The sequence below is a fragment of the Pigmentiphaga sp. genome (assembly GCF_033795525.1).
Lineage (GTDB): Bacteria > Pseudomonadota > Gammaproteobacteria > Burkholderiales > Burkholderiaceae_B > Pigmentiphaga.
Window position 1 is genome coordinate 1 of record NZ_JARYGM010000008.1, and the last position, 14,813, is coordinate 14,813.

At 65.2% G+C, this 14,813-nt stretch carries 15 protein-coding genes; 11 read left to right on the forward strand and 4 right to left on the reverse strand.

All coding sequences use genetic code 11. The features are described from left to right. Window positions 1-258 precede the first annotated feature (258 nt). From QHC78_RS16365 to QHC78_RS16375, 3 genes are all read left to right on the forward strand, one after another. Complete coding sequence (locus QHC78_RS16365) at window positions 259-1,029, forward strand: alpha/beta fold hydrolase (RefSeq protein ID WP_319746405.1); 771 nt, start codon at window positions 259-261, stop codon at window positions 1,027-1,029. Window positions 1,030-1,104: 75 nt separating this feature from the next. Continuing rightward, complete coding sequence (locus tag QHC78_RS16370) at window positions 1,105-2,073, forward strand: Bug family tripartite tricarboxylate transporter substrate binding protein (RefSeq protein WP_319746407.1); 969 nt, start codon at window positions 1,105-1,107, stop codon at window positions 2,071-2,073. Window positions 2,074-2,184: 111 nt separating this feature from the next. After that, window positions 2,185-3,090, forward strand: coding sequence for a LysR family transcriptional regulator (locus QHC78_RS16375; RefSeq protein WP_319746409.1), 906 nt, complete (start codon window positions 2,185-2,187; stop codon window positions 3,088-3,090). Between the two features lie 10 nt (window positions 3,091-3,100). Here the strand turns inward: QHC78_RS16375 and QHC78_RS16380 are convergent, their stop codons facing one another. The 4 genes from QHC78_RS16380 to QHC78_RS16395 are packed head-to-tail and all read right to left on the reverse strand — an operon-like array spanning window position 3,101 to window position 7,191. Then, window positions 3,101-4,162 (reverse strand): CobW family GTP-binding protein, encoded by a 1,062-nt coding sequence (locus QHC78_RS16380; protein ID WP_319746411.1) that lies wholly within the window; start codon window positions 4,160-4,162, stop codon window positions 3,101-3,103. Beyond that, window positions 4,159-5,415 (reverse strand): LVIVD repeat-containing protein, encoded by a 1,257-nt coding sequence (locus QHC78_RS16385; protein WP_319746413.1) that lies wholly within the window; start codon window positions 5,413-5,415, stop codon window positions 4,159-4,161. The genes QHC78_RS16380 and QHC78_RS16385 overlap by 4 nt, the downstream gene beginning before the upstream one ends. A gap of 7 nt (window positions 5,416-5,422) precedes the next feature. Continuing rightward, window positions 5,423-6,220, reverse strand: coding sequence for an IclR family transcriptional regulator (locus tag QHC78_RS16390; protein ID WP_319746415.1), 798 nt, complete (start codon window positions 6,218-6,220; stop codon window positions 5,423-5,425). Continuing rightward, a complete protein-coding gene (locus tag QHC78_RS16395; RefSeq protein ID WP_319746417.1) occupies window positions 6,217-7,191 on the reverse strand; it encodes a Bug family tripartite tricarboxylate transporter substrate binding protein in 975 nt (324 codons plus the stop codon). The genes QHC78_RS16390 and QHC78_RS16395 overlap by 4 nt, the downstream gene beginning before the upstream one ends. Window positions 7,192-7,513: 322 nt before the next feature. Here QHC78_RS16395 and QHC78_RS16400 point away from each other — a divergent pair, with 322 nt between their 5' ends. From QHC78_RS16400 to QHC78_RS16435, 8 genes are all read left to right on the forward strand, one after another. Beyond that, window positions 7,514-8,410, forward strand: coding sequence for a polysaccharide deacetylase family protein (locus tag QHC78_RS16400; protein ID WP_319746419.1), 897 nt, complete (start codon window positions 7,514-7,516; stop codon window positions 8,408-8,410). After that, entirely contained in the window at window positions 8,407-9,408 is a 1,002-nt protein-coding gene (locus QHC78_RS16405; RefSeq protein ID WP_319746420.1) for an asparaginase, read from the forward strand. The genes QHC78_RS16400 and QHC78_RS16405 overlap by 4 nt, the downstream gene beginning before the upstream one ends. Before the next feature lie 95 nt (window positions 9,409-9,503). Continuing rightward, window positions 9,504-9,968, forward strand: coding sequence for a MarR family winged helix-turn-helix transcriptional regulator (locus QHC78_RS16410; RefSeq protein WP_319746422.1), 465 nt, complete (start codon window positions 9,504-9,506; stop codon window positions 9,966-9,968). Between the two features lie 14 nt (window positions 9,969-9,982). Beyond that, a complete protein-coding gene (locus QHC78_RS16415; protein ID WP_319746424.1) occupies window positions 9,983-11,185 on the forward strand; it encodes a multidrug effflux MFS transporter in 1,203 nt (400 codons plus the stop codon). Between the two features lie 8 nt (window positions 11,186-11,193). Next, window positions 11,194-12,111 (forward strand): LysR family transcriptional regulator, encoded by a 918-nt coding sequence (locus QHC78_RS16420; protein WP_319746426.1) that lies wholly within the window; start codon window positions 11,194-11,196, stop codon window positions 12,109-12,111. Between the two features lie 133 nt (window positions 12,112-12,244). Next, window positions 12,245-12,838 carry an NADPH-dependent FMN reductase gene (locus QHC78_RS16425; protein WP_319746428.1) on the forward strand — a complete coding sequence of 198 codons (594 nt, stop codon included), beginning with the start codon at window positions 12,245-12,247 and terminating at the stop codon, window positions 12,836-12,838. Between the two features lie 17 nt (window positions 12,839-12,855). Next, entirely contained in the window at window positions 12,856-13,638 is a 783-nt protein-coding gene (locus QHC78_RS16430) for an alpha/beta fold hydrolase (protein ID WP_319746430.1), read from the forward strand. After that, window positions 13,635-14,798: an LLM class flavin-dependent oxidoreductase gene (locus QHC78_RS16435; protein WP_319746432.1), complete on the forward strand. Its 1,164-nt coding sequence runs from the start codon at window positions 13,635-13,637 to the stop codon at window positions 14,796-14,798. Before QHC78_RS16430 ends, QHC78_RS16435 begins: the two co-directional genes overlap by 4 nt. Window positions 14,799-14,813: the final 15 nt, after the last annotated feature.

A 14,813-nucleotide genomic window follows, 5' to 3' on the forward strand; every position in this document is an offset into this window, starting at 1 on the left:
TTTACCCCCAAACAGCGGCTCGCCATGGCCGCATAGCGTTCCTACTTCTGGCAAACGCTAAAAATGGGGGGATTACCACCCGCGCTTACTGCTGGCCCGGACGCCACGCGGCTCGGCTCCCACCACTCCGATTCACCAACACCCGGATACGTCATTCGAGAAAAAAACGCTAGAAAATGCGCCTAAGCTTTTTGGTTGGCCCAAGCGGCGAGACGCATCTATCCCGATATTGACGCGGCCCTCTTCGCTCGGGCGCCGATGGAACGGGAGTGTCGAGTGCTGCATTACGAGTGTTTGGGAAGCGGTCCGGCCGTGGTCTTGGTGGCCGGGTTGGGCGGGATAGGCAGTTTTTGGCGGCCGGTCATGGAACGGCTGCAGGCGTCGTTCACGGTCATTGCGTTCGACCATCCGGGTACCGGCCGTAGCGTGGCGAGCGGCCGTCCATCGATCGAACAGCTGGTCACGGCGGTGGTGACGTTGACCGGCACGCTGGGGTTCGAGCGGTACTCCGTCGTCGGCCATTCCACCGGCGGGCTCGTTGCCCAGGCATTGGCGCTCGATCATGCGGCGGCTATCGACAAGATCGTGCTGAGCTGCACCTGGGCCGAGCCGGACCGCCGCTTCCGGGAGCTTTTCCGCCTGCGCCAGGAGGTGCTGGCGAAAGGTGGCATGTCCGCCTACAAGACGCTCGGCAACTTGCTGGCCTATCCCGCTGCCGAGTACGAGGCTTACGCGCCACCTTCGGCGGGCGATGCGGCCCGGGATGACGACGCGGCGAACGCCGTGGTGGCCGAGCGCATCGACATGCTGCTGACGTACTCCCGCGCCAGCGAGCTGGGGCGGATTGCGGTGCCGGCATTGGTCGTGGGGTCCGACGACGACCAGATCGTGCCTTTTCATCATTCGGAGCGGCTGGCGGCGCAAGTTCCAGGTGCGCGTCTGGTCCGGCTTTCGGGAGGCCATTTCCCTCCCCAGACGCGGGCGGACGCCTATACGGCCCAGCTGCGCGCTTTCCTGGAGTCGTCGTGACAAACAAGAATGCCCATGGGCTCCGCGGGGGGCCACGGTGCGCGAATCTCAACTACTTTTCCAGGTGATCTTTCTATGACGCTGCGTTTTCGCTTTCTACCTTTTGTCCTGGGCCTGTTGTCTGTAGCGGGGGTGCCCGCCGCGTCGGCGGAGGATGCCTACCCCACTAGACCCGTCACCATGGTGGTGCCCTTTGCCGCGGGCGGGCCCTCGGATGCGGTGGCGCGTTCGCTGGCGGAGGCCATGCGCGGGCCGCTGGGCCAGACCGTCGTGGTCGAGAATGCGGGCGGCGCCGGCGGGACCATAGGCGCGGCGCGCGTGGCAAATGCCGCCAACGACGGTTATACGGTGCTGCTGGCGCATATAGGCATTACGACCGGGCCGGCCTTGTATGCCAAGCTCCCTTATGACCCGGTAAAAGACTTCGCGCCGGTGGGCCTGGTCGCCACCATGCCGATGCTGCTGCACGGCCGCCAGGACTTGCCTGTAAAGGATTTCCGCGAGTTCGTCGACTATGCGCGCAAGCATCCGGGCGGGATCTCGATGGCCAATGCCGGAGTGGGCTCGGCATCGCATCTGTGCTCGGTATTGGTCATGAATGCCATCGGCGCGGACTTCCAGTCCATTCCCTACAAGGGAACGGGCCCGGCCATGAACGATGTGCTGGGCAAGCGCGTCGATGCGGCCTGCGTGTCCGGCTATACCCCGGGCCTGCCGGTGAAGACGTTTGCGGTGACGACAGAAAAGCGGCTGCCGGAGATCCCCGATGTGCCGACGATGCAGCAAGCCGGGCTGAAGGATTTCGAGATGGGCATCTGGCATGGCCTCTGGACGCCGCGCGGCGCGCCGCCGGCAGTGGTGGAGAAGCTCGCCGCCGCTTTGCAGGCTGCGCAAGCCGACCCGGCATTCCGGGAACGCATGGCGGGCCTGGGCACGTTCGTGATGGACGGCCAAGGCAATCCCGAGGCCCTGGAGAAGCAGGTCCAGGCCGACACCCAGCGTTGGAGCGAGATCCTGCGCAAGGTAGGCGTTACGCCGCAATAGCCGGCGCAGGCGGTCCGGTTCCCGGCTGGCGGCGTGTTGCTAGAATGCCTTGCGCCGCCGGCGAACATTCCTCCCCTTGTGGGAGCGCCTGCATGAGCGGCCGGGATGCTCATGGACCACACCTACGATATCCAGCTTTTCGTCACGGTCGCCGAGCGCGGAAGCTTTGCCGCCGCGGCGGCCGTTCACAAGCTGACGCCTTCGGCGGTGGGCAAGCGCATTGCCCAGCTGGAGGCCAGGTTGAAGGTGCAGTTGATCCAGCGTTCGACGCGGAAGCTGCTGCTGACGCCTGCCGGCAAGCACTACCTGGAACGCGCGCGCATGCTCGTGGCAGAGCTCGCTTCCCTGGAGCACGGCGTGCGCCACCTCTCCAACGATCCGGAGGGAGAGGTCAGCCTGAGCTGCAATGTCGGTTTTTCCGAAGGCCACATCCTCCCTTTGCTGCCGGAGTTCCTGCGCCGCTATCCCCGCGTGCGCATCAACATGATGGTGGGCGACCGGGTGGAAACCGCCGAGTCGGACGGCGCGGATCTCGTGGTTCGCGCCGCCGGGGCGCCTTTGCCCAACTATGTCAGCCAGCGGCTGGGGGATAATCCGTGGGTGCTCTGCGCCACCCCGGGCTACCTGGAAGATTACGGCACGCCGCAGCATCCCGAAGACCTGGCCCGCCATAACTGCCTGAATGTCGGGCCTTCGGGCGCGGCTCGCGAAAAGTGGTTGTTCGAGGTCAACGGAAAAATAGAACCGGTGGCGGTATCCGGCAACTTCGGTGGCTTTGCGCGCGCCGTCTATGCCATGACGCGCGAGGGGGTGGGCATCGGCCGCCTGCCGAACTTCCTGGTGCGGGAGGATCTGGTCAAGGGAGAGCTCATGGAAGTGCTACCCGACTATAGGGTGGCCGATCCGCGCGCCATTTATCTGTTCTACCGCCGCTTGAATCCCATGCCTTTCGGCTTGCAGGCACTGGTGGAGTACCTGGCGTTCCACCTTACCCACAGGCTCGAGGGGCGCGGGTGATGCCCGGCTTTCATCGGGCGTTGCGTGCCAGCGCCTGTGCCGCCTTGAATACCGCCTCCAGTGCGGCTGGCTCGATGGCCCGCGTGATGAAGACGAGGCGGGACTGACGGTTTTCGTCGGGCCAACGATCCAGCGGTACGGCGGGATGGAAGATGTGCTGGACGCATTGGACGACGACTGGGTTCCCCTCGACGTTGAGGATGCCTTTCATGCGCAGCAGGTCGGGGCCGCGCAGCGCGCTGAGCATTTCCATGGCGCTGGTGACGGCGGGCCATGTAAAGGGTTCGTCGAACCGCAGCGACATCGTGCGGATGTCCTGCAGGTGGGGGCGCAGCGGCTTGCCGTCGGCGTCGTCCGGATCGCCCGGCGCATCCAGCGCCGCGCCCAGGAAACTCAAGGTCTGAGGGGAAAGACGGGCACTGGCCAGTCCCAGTCCCGTCAGTTGCCCGGGTTCCACTTGCCCATGCTGGACGTGCAGCACGCCGGCGCTTGCGTTGATTGCCCGCAGCGTCTGTTCCAGCGAAGCCGTGTCGCCGGCCGTGGCCAGGTCGGTCTTGGTGAGCAAGATGCGGTCGGCCAGTGCGACTTGCTTGACCGCCTGGGCGAACTCTTCCAGCTGCTGCCTGCCATTGACCGCGTCGACCAGTGTGACGATGCCGTCCAGCCGGAAGTGGGCGGACAGCATCGTATCGCTAAGCAGCGTCTGCACGACTGGCGCCGGATCGGCCAGGCCGGTGGTTTCGACGATGACGCGGTCGAAGTCTGGAATGGCGCCGGCCCGGCGCTGTCCGAACAGTTCGCGCAGGGTTTCCTGGAGGTCGGTCCGCACGGTGCAGCAAATGCAGCCGTTGGCGAGCACCGATACGTTTTCGGAAGAGAACGAGACCAGATCGTGGTCGATGCCGATCTCGCCGATTTCGTTGATGACCACCGCAGCGTTCTGCATCGACGGATGCGTGAGCAGCCGCGCGAGCATCGTGGTCTTGCCGCTGCCGAGGAAACCCGTCACCAGGGTGAGGGGAAAGCGGCCCGCCATCGGATCGGGCGAGCCAGCGTTCAGGGGCGAATTCATCCGATGTTCATTTCGAGAATATAGAGGCCGCCGCAGAAGCGATCTACCGTGTAGACGAGACGGCGGTCGTCGACGTAGACGTCGTTGAGCTGGATCGCTCCGACGGGCGAAAGCGGCGGCGCCGCCGGTACATAGTAGGCCAGTTCCTGCACTTGCCAGGGATTGCTGGTGTCGTAGACGCGCACGCCGGCGTTGAAGAAGGTGCCGACGATGATGTGGTCGGAGCGGAACGAGCAGGGCGCCGGCAGGTTCTCGTGCAGGTTGTGGGCGCCGAAGCGGCCGCCGCGCCGCGCGAAGGCCTCGACGGGCGGTGCGGGGAAGGTGCCGATCGGGACCGGGTTCGCTTCGTTGCGGGCGTCCACGACCCAGACGAGCTTGGGCCAGTCGGCGCCATTGTCCTGGACGCATTCGTCGCTCACGATCCAGAGGTCGCGGCTGAACAGCGGCAGTACCGTATGGGTGAAGCCGTTGAAAGGCGGCGAATGGTTCCAGCTCGACACGACACGGGGGGCGCTCATGTCGGAGATGTCGAGCACGATCGAGCCCCCGTCGATATAGCCGATATAGGCGCGGTCGGGCCGTTCGGGAAAGACGTTGGTGTTGTGCACGCGAAAGCCGGTGTCGAACTGCTTTGGCAGGCGGGCCGGTGCTTCGGCGGCGTCTCCGACACGGGTGCCCGGCAGCCACCAGCGGCCGGCTTCCACCGGGCGCGAGGGCTCGCGCACGTCGATGATGCGGTAGAACTGGTCGTCCAGCGGATTGCGCGGCTCGAAGTCGGGCGCGCCAGAGGCCAGGTGGACGAACTGCCCGTCGACGAACCATAGCGCATGCACGCCCCGCGAATGCGGCCCCGAGCAGTCGAAATGCGAGACCAGGCGGGGCGACTCCGGCTTGCTGATGTCGAACAGGTCGAAGCCGGCGGGTGTCATGCCCGGCGACTGGGTCTGGTAGGCCACGGCCATGAGGTCGCCGCTGATTTCCAGCGAGTTCGAACGTACCTTCATGTGCGGAAGTTCGGTCTGGACGATCACGCGGGGTGCGCGCGGGTCGGTGACGTCGACGCCGGTGAAGTTCTTCGGCGCGGCCTCGTGCGCCAGCCATAGGATGCGCCGGCCGTCGGCGCACTGTTGCATGGCGATGCCTTCGCCCAGGCCGCCATAGCCTTGCAGCTCATGGTGGGCAAGCAGCGTCATGTTGCGCGCCATGGCCTTGTCGGCACGCGCGGCGAGGTTGGGTGTGGGGTAGCGGTTCATGTGTCGGTCATTGGCGCAGCAGGCGTGTGACTTCCCGGGCTGCGGTTTTCAGTTTTGGCAGAATGCTGTGGATGCGTTCATCGGTCATGCGCGCTTGCGTGGTGGCGACGGCAAGGGCCGCTATGGGGCTGCGCACGGCGTTATAGATGGGCAGGCCGATGGCGCGCACGCCGGGCGCCGCATGATTGCCCGTGACGGCGTATCCGGAAAGACGGGCCAGGCCGACCAGTTCCAGCAGTTCGTCCGCGTCGAGATCGCCATAGGCGCCCAGGCGAGGGGCGACGGCCTGGATGACCGTTTCGATCTCGGCTTCCGGCAGCGCCGCCAGCAGCGCGAGTCCTCCGGCGCTGACGCCGAGCGGCTGGCGGCTGCCCAGCGGCACCGACGGTGTCTGGATCGGGTAGGGGCCCTGGGTGCGGGATATGCAGACGGCGTCATAGCCGCTGCGCAGGAACAGGAAGGTCGTGTCGCCTGTCTGCTCCGCCAGCCAGTCGCACACCGGCTGGCACACCTCCTTCAGGTTGAACTGGTGCGTTGCCGAAATACCCAGTTCGAACAGTAGCGGTCCGAGGGTATAGCGGCGCGAGCGGTCGTCCTGTTGCAACAGTCCTTCGATCGTCAGCGCTTTGAGCAGCCGGTGCGCGGTCGGCCGCTGCAGGGCCAGTTCGCGGGCGACGTCCACCAGGCGTACGCCTTCGGGCGCGTGAGCCGCCACGATCTGCAAGGCCCGGACCGCGCGGCTGATGGTCTGGGCGCCATGCACATCGATGGTCGTCGGCGCGGATATGGATCTGGCGTTTTTCAATCTAGCGTGACGTTGGCGAGCTTGACTGCCTGCGCCATGGCGGTGGCCTGCGATTTCAACAGCCTGTCGAACTCCGCGGGTGTGCTGGCCAGGGCGTCGGCGCCGGCGTTGGCCAGGGTCTGCTTCATCTCCGGCGATTCGAGCGCTTTCCTGACCTCCTCGTTCAAGCGGGAAACGACGGCGGTCGGCATGCCCTTGGGGCCGATCAGGCCGCTATACAACACGATTTCCAAGGGTATGCCCTGTTCCTTGAAAGTGGGTACGTCGGGCATCGCGGCGACGCGCTTGGCCGTTGTCACCGCCAGCGCGTGGATTTTGCCGGCTTTCGCCTGGCTGACCGCCGGCGGCATGCTCAAGAAGCTATAGGTGACTTCGCCGGCCACCACGGCTTGCACCGAGGGCGCGCCTCCTTTGTAGGGCACGTGCAGCGAATCGATGCCCATGGCCTGTTTGAAGGACTCGCCGGCGAGATGCATGATGGTGCCGTTGCCCGAGGAGGCATAGCTTACCTGGTTGGGGTTTTTCTTGGCCAGTTCGACCAGCGACTTGACGTCGCCGGCCTTGGAGCCCAGGCTCGAGACCATCATCAACGGTGTCGAGGCGACGAGGCTGACCAGGCTGAAATCGTTCAGCGCATCGAACGGCAAGCGCTTGTAGGCCTCGGCATTGATGGCATGCGTGGTCATGTCCTGGAACAGCAAGGTGTAGCCGTCCGGCGCGGCCTTGGCGACGTAGGCCGAGGCGATGGTCGTGCCGGCGCCGGGCCGGTTTTCGACGATGACGCTCTGGCCCATCTGAACCGACAGCCGCGCCGCCAGCGCCCGGGCGAGCACGTCGGAAATGCCGCCCGGCGGAAAGCCGGTGACGACGGTGATGGGCCTGGAAGGATACGGTTGGGTTTGCGCGGAAGCAGGGGCGAGGGTGGTCGCGCAGAACAGCGAGCAGGCGAGCGAGATAGTGGCTATTTTCATGATTGTGAACCAGGGCGGTGGATGGATCGCCCGTCAGGGCGGAATGGTCCGGACCCACTCTATAAGTCGGCAATTTTCACCGTCAATACATTCGTCGATTGTTTCGCTATTTGGAACTCTTGGTATGCATGGCGGTGCGTCGCGCACCAACGCCGGGCCCCGGTGTGCGGATTCCGGATCACGGTTGGGCGGGTCGGCAGTGCGCCCGATCCGGTCCTCCATGCGTGTCCACTATATGGAACTTCAGGCCGATGCTGTTGACCTGGGCGGGCGGGCTGCAGATGATGCGGGGTCTGAGTGACTCCTCCTAGCAAAGCGCATCATGACCCAATCCATAGGCTCGAGCGTCCTGGCTCGCGCACCCTACCAGTCCATCGTGCGTCGTCCCCGCCTGGCCCTGCCGGGCGACGCGCGTGTCGTCCTCTGGAACATTGTCAACGTCGAAGTCTGGGAGCCGACCGCAGCCATGCCGCGGGCCGTGCTTTCCCCGCCCATGGGCGCGCCCATGCTGCCGGACGTTCCCAACTGGGCCTGGCATGAATACGGTATGCGGGTGGGCTTCTGGCGCATCCTCGACGCCTTGCGCAAGCGTTCGATGCCGGCCAGCTTTGCGCTCAACGGCGCGGCCATCCGCCGTTACGAGGAGGTCTGCACCGCGGCGCGGGACGCCGGGTGGGAGTTCATGGGACATGGCCTCGTGCAGCGCCCGATGCACAAGGTCGAGGACCAGCCTGCCGCCATACGGCAAACCATCGACGAGATCCGCCGCTTTACCGGCAAGGCGCCCCGCGGCTGGGAGAGCCCGGGCCTGACCGAAACCGACGACACGGTCGACTATCTGGCCGAGTGCGGCATCGAGTACGTCGCGGACTGGGTCCTGGACGACCAGCCCGTCCGCTTGCGTTCCGCCAAGGGGCCGATGACGTCGATTCCCTATACCGTGGAACTCAACGATGTGGTGATTTCTGCCGTCCAGCAGCATCCGTCGGACGAAATGCTGCGCCGGGGCAAGGCGCACTTCGATCGTTTGTACCAGGACGGCGCGGATACGCCGCGCATCATGGCGATTTCCGTTCATCCCTACCTGAGCGGCGTACCGCATCGCATCGGCTACCTGGAACAGCTCTACGACCACGTGCTGTCCCACGAAGGCGTCCTGGTGTGGACGGGCGAACAGATCCTCGATTGGTTCAACGCGCAGCAGCCGGAGGAAAAATGACCTTGCCGCGTGTGCTGGTGGTAACCCTGGGCGGCACCATTACCATGACTGCGGACGACGGCGCGGGCATTCGTCCCACGCTCGATGGTGCGCAATTGGTGAAGGCCGTGCCGCAGCTGGAGCAAGTGGCCAGGATCGAGGTGGCGACGCCGTTCATGTTGCCGGGTGCGTCGCTGACCCTGGGGCATTTGTGGCAGGTCGCCCAGCTGTTGCGGCAGAGGCTGGGCGCCGGCGAGTTCGCTGGCGCCGTACTGGTGCAGGGCACGGACACCATCGAAGACACGGCTTTTGTCATGGACGTGCTGCTCGACTTGGAACGGCCGGTCGTCGTGACCGGCGCCATGCGCGGCCCGCAGGCACCGGGCGCGGATGGCCCCGCCAATCTGCTCGCCGCCGTGACCGTTGCGGCGAGCGCGGATGCCGCGCATTGTGGCGTATTGGTGGTCTTGAACGACGAAATCCATGCCGCCCGCCTGGCGAAGAAGTCGCACACTGCGCTGCCCAGTGCCTTCATGTCGCCCGGCGCCGGCGCCCTGGGACTCGTGGCCGAAGGGCAGGCGCGGATAGGTTGCCGGCCCGTCCGCCATCGTGTCCAGTCGATCCTGGCCCGGATGGCGGACCCGGCCGAGCCCGAATGGGTGCCCGTAGCGCAGCTATCCGTGGGGCTGGATGAAGACGCGCGTATCGCCGCGACCTTGGAGCATCTGGGTTATGGCGGAGCGGTTGTCGAAGCCATGGGCGCCGGGCACGTGCCGGAGAAGGCGGTAGAGGCGTTGGCCATGCTTGCCGGCCGCATGCCGGTGGTGCTGGCGACCCGAGTGCCAGCGGGCCCGGGATTCACGCGCACCTACGGGTTCGCCGGGTCCGAGATCGACCTGCTTGCCCGCGGACTGTTGCCGGCAGGAAGTCTGCCGGCAAGCAAGGCCCGCCTGCTGTTGTCGCTGTTGCTGGCGACAGGCGCCTCGGAGGAAGACATCCAGGCCGCATTCGGGGCCTAGTCTTTTGCGTAGGGGCTTGGCCGGCCCGCGCCGGGTCGGCCGCTTCATTCCTGATTAGGTTGCATACGAACTATTTTTTCGGCAGAATAGTTTGCATGCAACCTAATTCATTATCTCCTGTCCAGGACGAGCACGTCCGCGCCCGCCTGGGCCGCCTGGTCGGCGCCGTCTATCGAAAATGGCGCCGCTCGGTCGACCAGGAATTCAAGGAAATGGGGCTGTCGGACGCGACACGCGCGCCCTTGCTTGCCCTGTATGAATCGAAGGCCCCGGCAGTGCGCCAGAAGGACTTGGCCGAAACGCTTTCGCTGGAGAAGTCGTCGTTGGTGCGGATCCTGTCGCAACTGCGGCAAATGGGGTTGATCGAGTGGGAGGCCGCGGAAGACGATCGCCGCGCGAAGGCGATCCGGCTGACGCCGCAGGGGCGCTTGCTGGCGGAGCGGATCCTGGCCCGCAGCATGGAGATCGAACAACGCATACTCGCCGACCTGACCGCCGACGAGCTGCGGATGACCCGCCTGGCCCTGGAAAAAATCGCCCGTCGGTTCGACACGCTGTAGGCCGGGATACCTCCATGACAACCTCCGAACAAGCTTCTTCGCCCTCCATCCGCGCGCCGTTGTGGCTGCTGGTGCTGGTGACCCTGAGCGGCACCATGGCCATGCACATTTTCATGCCGGCGCTGCCGTTGGCGGGGGAGGACCTCGGGGCCAGTCCTTCCGGCATGCAGCAGACCATTACGCTTTATGTGCTGGGCCTGGCGTTCGGGCAGCTGATCTACGGGCCGGTGTCGGACACCATCGGGCGCAGGCCCACGCTGCTGGTGGGGCTGGTCCTGTACTTGGTCTCGAGCGTGTTCGCGTTGTTTGCCACGTCGCTCGAATGGCTATTGATCGCGCGCCTGGCGCAGGCACTGGGCGGGGCTGCGGGCATTGCGCTGGGCAGGTCCATCGTGCGGGATATCTCCACGCCGGAACGCGCCACCAAGGATCTGGCGCTATTGAATCTGCTGACGCTGGTGGGGCCGGGGCTGGCACCGATCGTGGGGTCGTTCCTGGCGGATCATTTCGGTTGGCGCGCCATCTATATTTTCCTGGTGGCCATTGCCAGCGTGATGGTGCTGTGCGCCTGGCGTCTCCTGCCGGAAACCAACCTGAATCGCTCTTCCCTGGCATTCGGCAAGATCGCGACGGATTACGGCCGGCTGGTGAACAACAGGCGATTCCTGGGGTTCATGGTCGGCGGCGCGTGTTCCAGCATGGCGCTTTATCCGTACCTGGCCACCGCGCCTTATATCGTCCATGGGCAACTCGGCCTGGCCATATCGCAAATCGGCTGGTTCGCGGCGGTGACCATAGTCGGCGCCAGCCTGGGATCCACGCTTACGCGGCGCCTGGTCGGGCGCTTGCCAACCGAACGGTTTCTTTATCTGGGGGCGGGGCTCAGCCTGTCCATGGCCGTGCTGTTCCTGGTGGTGCAGTCCATGGGCTGGCTGAATGTGCCGATACTGATCGGCCTGACCTTTACGCTTACGGTGGGATGCGGCATGGCCAGTCCGGCGGCGCTGTCCCGCTCCCTGTCCGCGGCGCCCGGGCTGACGGGGTCGGCGGCGGGGCTGTACGGGTTCGGGCAAATGGCAGTGGGCGCGCTCGGAACCCGGCTGGTAGGCTATGGTTCCGATCCGGCCATAGCCTGCGCGGTCACGCAGATAGGCTTGACGGTGGCGGCGCTGGCCGCCTTCCGGATCGCGAACCGCTACAAGAAGAAAGAAGAATAGAGGAGCCAATGAAACCCGGCATCGAAAACATCGACCTGAATCTACTGCTCGTTTTCAAGCACGTTTTCGATTGCCGCAGCGTCAGCAAGGCCGCCGACAGGCTGGGCCGCAGCCAATCCATGGTCAGCTACGACCTGGCCAAGCTGCGGCGCCATTTCGGCGATCCCTTGTTCACCAAGACCACGACCGGCGTCCAGCCGACCAAGCTGGCCTGCGAGTTGGCCGGACCCATTGCCGATGCGTTCGGCATTCTCGAGCACCGCGTGATCGGGCGCGAGCGCTTCGATCCGGCGACCAGTTCGCGGACCTTCACGCTACAGATGAGCGACATCGCGGAGCTGAACTTCCTGCCCAAGCTGATCAAGGCGTTTTCGGTGGAGGCGCCCGGGGTGCGGATCAAGACCGTGGAGATCGACCGGGCCGAAGCCGAGAGCGCCTTGATGGCGGGCGCGGTGGATTTGCTGGTGGGCTATTTTCCCAACTTGAAGGCGGCCGGCGTCTACCAGCAGCGGCTGTTCGAACATCGCTACACCTGCATCGTCCGGCGCGGCCATCCGCGTATCGGCGCAGCGCTCGATCTGGCATCCCTGGGTAGCGAGTGGCATGTGGTGGTCAAGCCCGAAGGCCGCAGCGTAGACGTGGTGGACGATGCCTTGAAGCAGAGGGGGCTGGCGCGGCCAGCCCTCATCGTGACGCCGCACTACATGGCGGTGCCTTTCATCGTGGGAAGCAGCGACCTGATTTCCATCGTTCCGGTCAGCATGGCCGAGGCGTTCGAGCAGGGGACGGGAGACATCCGGCGGGTCGAGCTGCCCTTCCCGTCGCCACGCTATGCCATCCGCCAGCATTGGCACGAACGGTCGCATGACGACCCGGGCTGCCGCTGGCTGCGCGAGACCATCGCACGCCTGTTTACCGGGGACTGAGCACCCCGGTTATCGATCAGCTCGATAACGCTTATCGAAGGGGGCTCATTGCCCGGCTATGGAGGCGTCCGTAGCATGCCCCCATATCGATCCGGCAAAGCAGCGGCGCGGGCCGCGGCCGGGTGGCGGAGGCATGATGGATTCAAGACCGTTGATCGTGGGGATAGGCGGGACGCTGCGCTCGCCATCCTCTTCCGAGTGTGCGTTGCGGCTGGCCTTGGCGGCTGCCGAGCAATGTGGGACCGAGGTGCTGCAGTTCAGCGGTGCGGCCCTCGAACTGCCACTCTATTGCCCCTCGGACCTGAAAAGGACGCCGTCGGCCGCCCGGTTGATCGAGGCGCTGCGCCATGCCGACGGCGTCATCATTTCCAGTCCCTCGTATCACGGTGGAATCTCCGGGCTCATCAAGAACGCGCTCGATTACGTCGAGGACCTCAGGGCCCACGAAAGACCTTACCTGGACGAGGTCCCGGTCGGCGTGATCAGCTGCGGCGGCGGCTGGCAGGGCGCCTCGTCGGCCCTGGCCAACCTGCGCTCCATCGTCCATGCGCTCAGGGGCTGGCCCACTCCCTTTGGCGCCGTCATCAATACCAGCCAGAAATTGTTCGATGCGGGCGGCGGATGCCTGGACGAGGCCGTGGCGCAGCAGCTGCGCACGGTCGGGCAGCAGGTGGCACGGCGCGCCTTGGCGTCGGCGGCCAGCGCGCCCGTGGGCCTTCTCGCATAACCTCAGCGGACAAGACTATGGAACTAGGCACGAATATCGATGTGCATGGCGTGACGATGCATGTGCGCCGCACCGGAACCGGCAGGAAAGTGGTGTTCCTGCATGGCGCGGGCGGCATACGGAGCTGGGGGCCGGCGTTCCGGAGCCTGGCCGAGCGGTACGAGCTGGTCGTGCCCGACCATCCGGGGTTCGGGCTTTCCGGCGATGCCGCACGGGTCCGGACCGTGGGCGACGTGGCGATGTGCTACCTGGACCTGTTCGACCAGCTTGTCGGCACTTCGGGGGGCATCCATTTGGTGGGGCATTCCATCGGCGGGTGGATCGCGGCCGAGCTGGCCGTCAGGAACTGCTCCCATATCCGCAGCCTGTCGTTGATCGCGCCCGCAGGGGTCGCGGCGAGCGGTGTCGAGACCGGCGATGTCTTCATCTGGAATGACGAGGAGTTGCTGGCCAATTCTTATCACGACCCGGCATGCATCGAGTCCGCCCGCGCGAGCGCCGCCACTGCCGATGCCGACATCGCCATCAGGAACAAGGTCGCGTTTGCCCGGTTGGCATGGTCGCCGCGCTTGCACAATCCAGGCCTCAAGCACTGGCTGCACCGGATCTCGGTACCTACCCAGCTGATCTGGGGAACCGAGGACAAGATCCTCCCCCCTGCGCTGGCCGACGAGTGGCAACGGGGCCTGGGCTTCGAGCGTATCGACCTGATTCCCGATTGCGGGCATATGCCGCTCGTGGAGCGGCCGGGAGAAACGGTGGAACTCCTTTCCAGCTTTATCGACGGTGTCCAAGCATGAAGATCCTCAACTTCTCCCTGATGCCCTACCGGCCGCTCGATATTCCCGCGTCCAAGCAATATCGCTCCGTCTGGGTCGCCCTGCCCAACAGTTTCTTTGATCCGGAGAAGGGCGCATACGAATACGAAAGCTACATCGATCTGCTGGCGCAGTCGGAAGACCTAGGGTTCGACGGCATTTGCGTCAACGAGCACCATCAGACCGCCTATGGGCTGATGCCGGCGCCGAACCTGATTGCCAGCGCGCTCATCCAGCGCACGAAAAAAGTCAAGATTGCCATCCTCGGTCGGGCGCTTCCCCTGGTCAGCAATCCGCTCACCATTGCGGAAGAGTTCTCGATGCTCGACTGCATGTCGCGCGGCCGCATCATTGCCGGCTTCGTGCGGGGGATAGGTGCCGAATACCACTCCTCGCTGGTCAATCCGACGCAGTCGCACGAGCGCTTCCACGAGGCCCACGACCTCATCATCCGGGCCTGGACGGAAACGGGGCCGTTCAGCTGGTCCGGGGAGCACTACGAGCTGAAGTACGTCAATCCGTGGCCCAGGCCCTACCAGCAGCCGCACCCGCCCATCTGGGTGCCATCGCAGGGGTCGCTGGAGACTATCGAATGGGCGGCGGATCCGCGCCGGAAGTATCCGCTCCTGGTGACGTTTTCGTCGCGGGACACCGTGATCAAGAATCTGCTGGCATACCGGAAACAGGCCAAGGATTTCGGCTATGACCCGGCGCCCGGCCAGCTTGGCTGGGCGGCGCCTGTGTACGTGGCCGAAACCGACGAGCAGGCCATCGCGCAAGCGCGGGCCGGGATGGAAGCATTGTTCAATGACTACCTGAACCTGACCGCCGAAATGCTGCTGCCCCCGGGTTACAGTTCAGCCGCATCGATGCGCAAGATCATGGAAGCCAAGCGGGCCATAGGCCGGACCGGTTTCGGTCAGGGCACAGGCCGGCAGTCGATAGAAAAGTTGATTGACCAGGGCACCGCCATCGTCGGTTCGCCGCGGACCGTGATCGAGAAGATCCGCGGCGTGCATGGCGAGACCGGGCTCGGCAACTTCGTCGCCATGCTGCAGTTCGGCACGCTTCCGAACGAGCTGGCCCGGAAGAACCAGGAGCTGTTCGCGCAAGAAGTCATGCCGGCGTTGCGAGCCATGTAGCAGTCCATGCTGTGC

Excerpts from the sequence above, each read along its gene's own strand:
- QHC78_RS16365 (WP_319746405.1), top strand. The coding sequence starts at position 259 with ATGGAACGGGAGTGTCGAGTGCTGCATTACGAGTGTTTGGGAAGCGGT.
- QHC78_RS16370 (WP_319746407.1), top strand. The coding sequence starts at position 1,105 with ATGACGCTGCGTTTTCGCTTTCTACCTTTTGTCCTGGGCCTGTTGTCT.
- QHC78_RS16375 (WP_319746409.1), top strand. The coding sequence starts at position 2,185 with ATGGACCACACCTACGATATCCAGCTTTTCGTCACGGTCGCCGAGCGC.
- QHC78_RS16380 (WP_319746411.1), bottom strand. The coding sequence starts at position 4,162 with ATGAATTCGCCCCTGAACGCTGGCTCGCCCGATCCGATGGCGGGCCGC.
- QHC78_RS16385 (WP_319746413.1), bottom strand. The coding sequence starts at position 5,415 with ATGAACCGCTACCCCACACCCAACCTCGCCGCGCGTGCCGACAAGGCC.
- QHC78_RS16395 (WP_319746417.1), bottom strand. The coding sequence starts at position 7,191 with ATGAAAATAGCCACTATCTCGCTCGCCTGCTCGCTGTTCTGCGCGACC.
- QHC78_RS16400 (WP_319746419.1), top strand. The coding sequence starts at position 7,514 with ATGACCCAATCCATAGGCTCGAGCGTCCTGGCTCGCGCACCCTACCAG.
- QHC78_RS16405 (WP_319746420.1), top strand. The coding sequence starts at position 8,407 with ATGACCTTGCCGCGTGTGCTGGTGGTAACCCTGGGCGGCACCATTACC.
- QHC78_RS16410 (WP_319746422.1), top strand. The coding sequence starts at position 9,504 with ATGCAACCTAATTCATTATCTCCTGTCCAGGACGAGCACGTCCGCGCC.
- QHC78_RS16415 (WP_319746424.1), top strand. The coding sequence starts at position 9,983 with ATGACAACCTCCGAACAAGCTTCTTCGCCCTCCATCCGCGCGCCGTTG.
- QHC78_RS16420 (WP_319746426.1), top strand. The coding sequence starts at position 11,194 with ATGAAACCCGGCATCGAAAACATCGACCTGAATCTACTGCTCGTTTTC.
- QHC78_RS16425 (WP_319746428.1), top strand. The coding sequence starts at position 12,245 with ATGATGGATTCAAGACCGTTGATCGTGGGGATAGGCGGGACGCTGCGC.
- QHC78_RS16430 (WP_319746430.1), top strand. The coding sequence starts at position 12,856 with ATGGAACTAGGCACGAATATCGATGTGCATGGCGTGACGATGCATGTG.
- QHC78_RS16435 (WP_319746432.1), top strand. The coding sequence starts at position 13,635 with ATGAAGATCCTCAACTTCTCCCTGATGCCCTACCGGCCGCTCGATATT.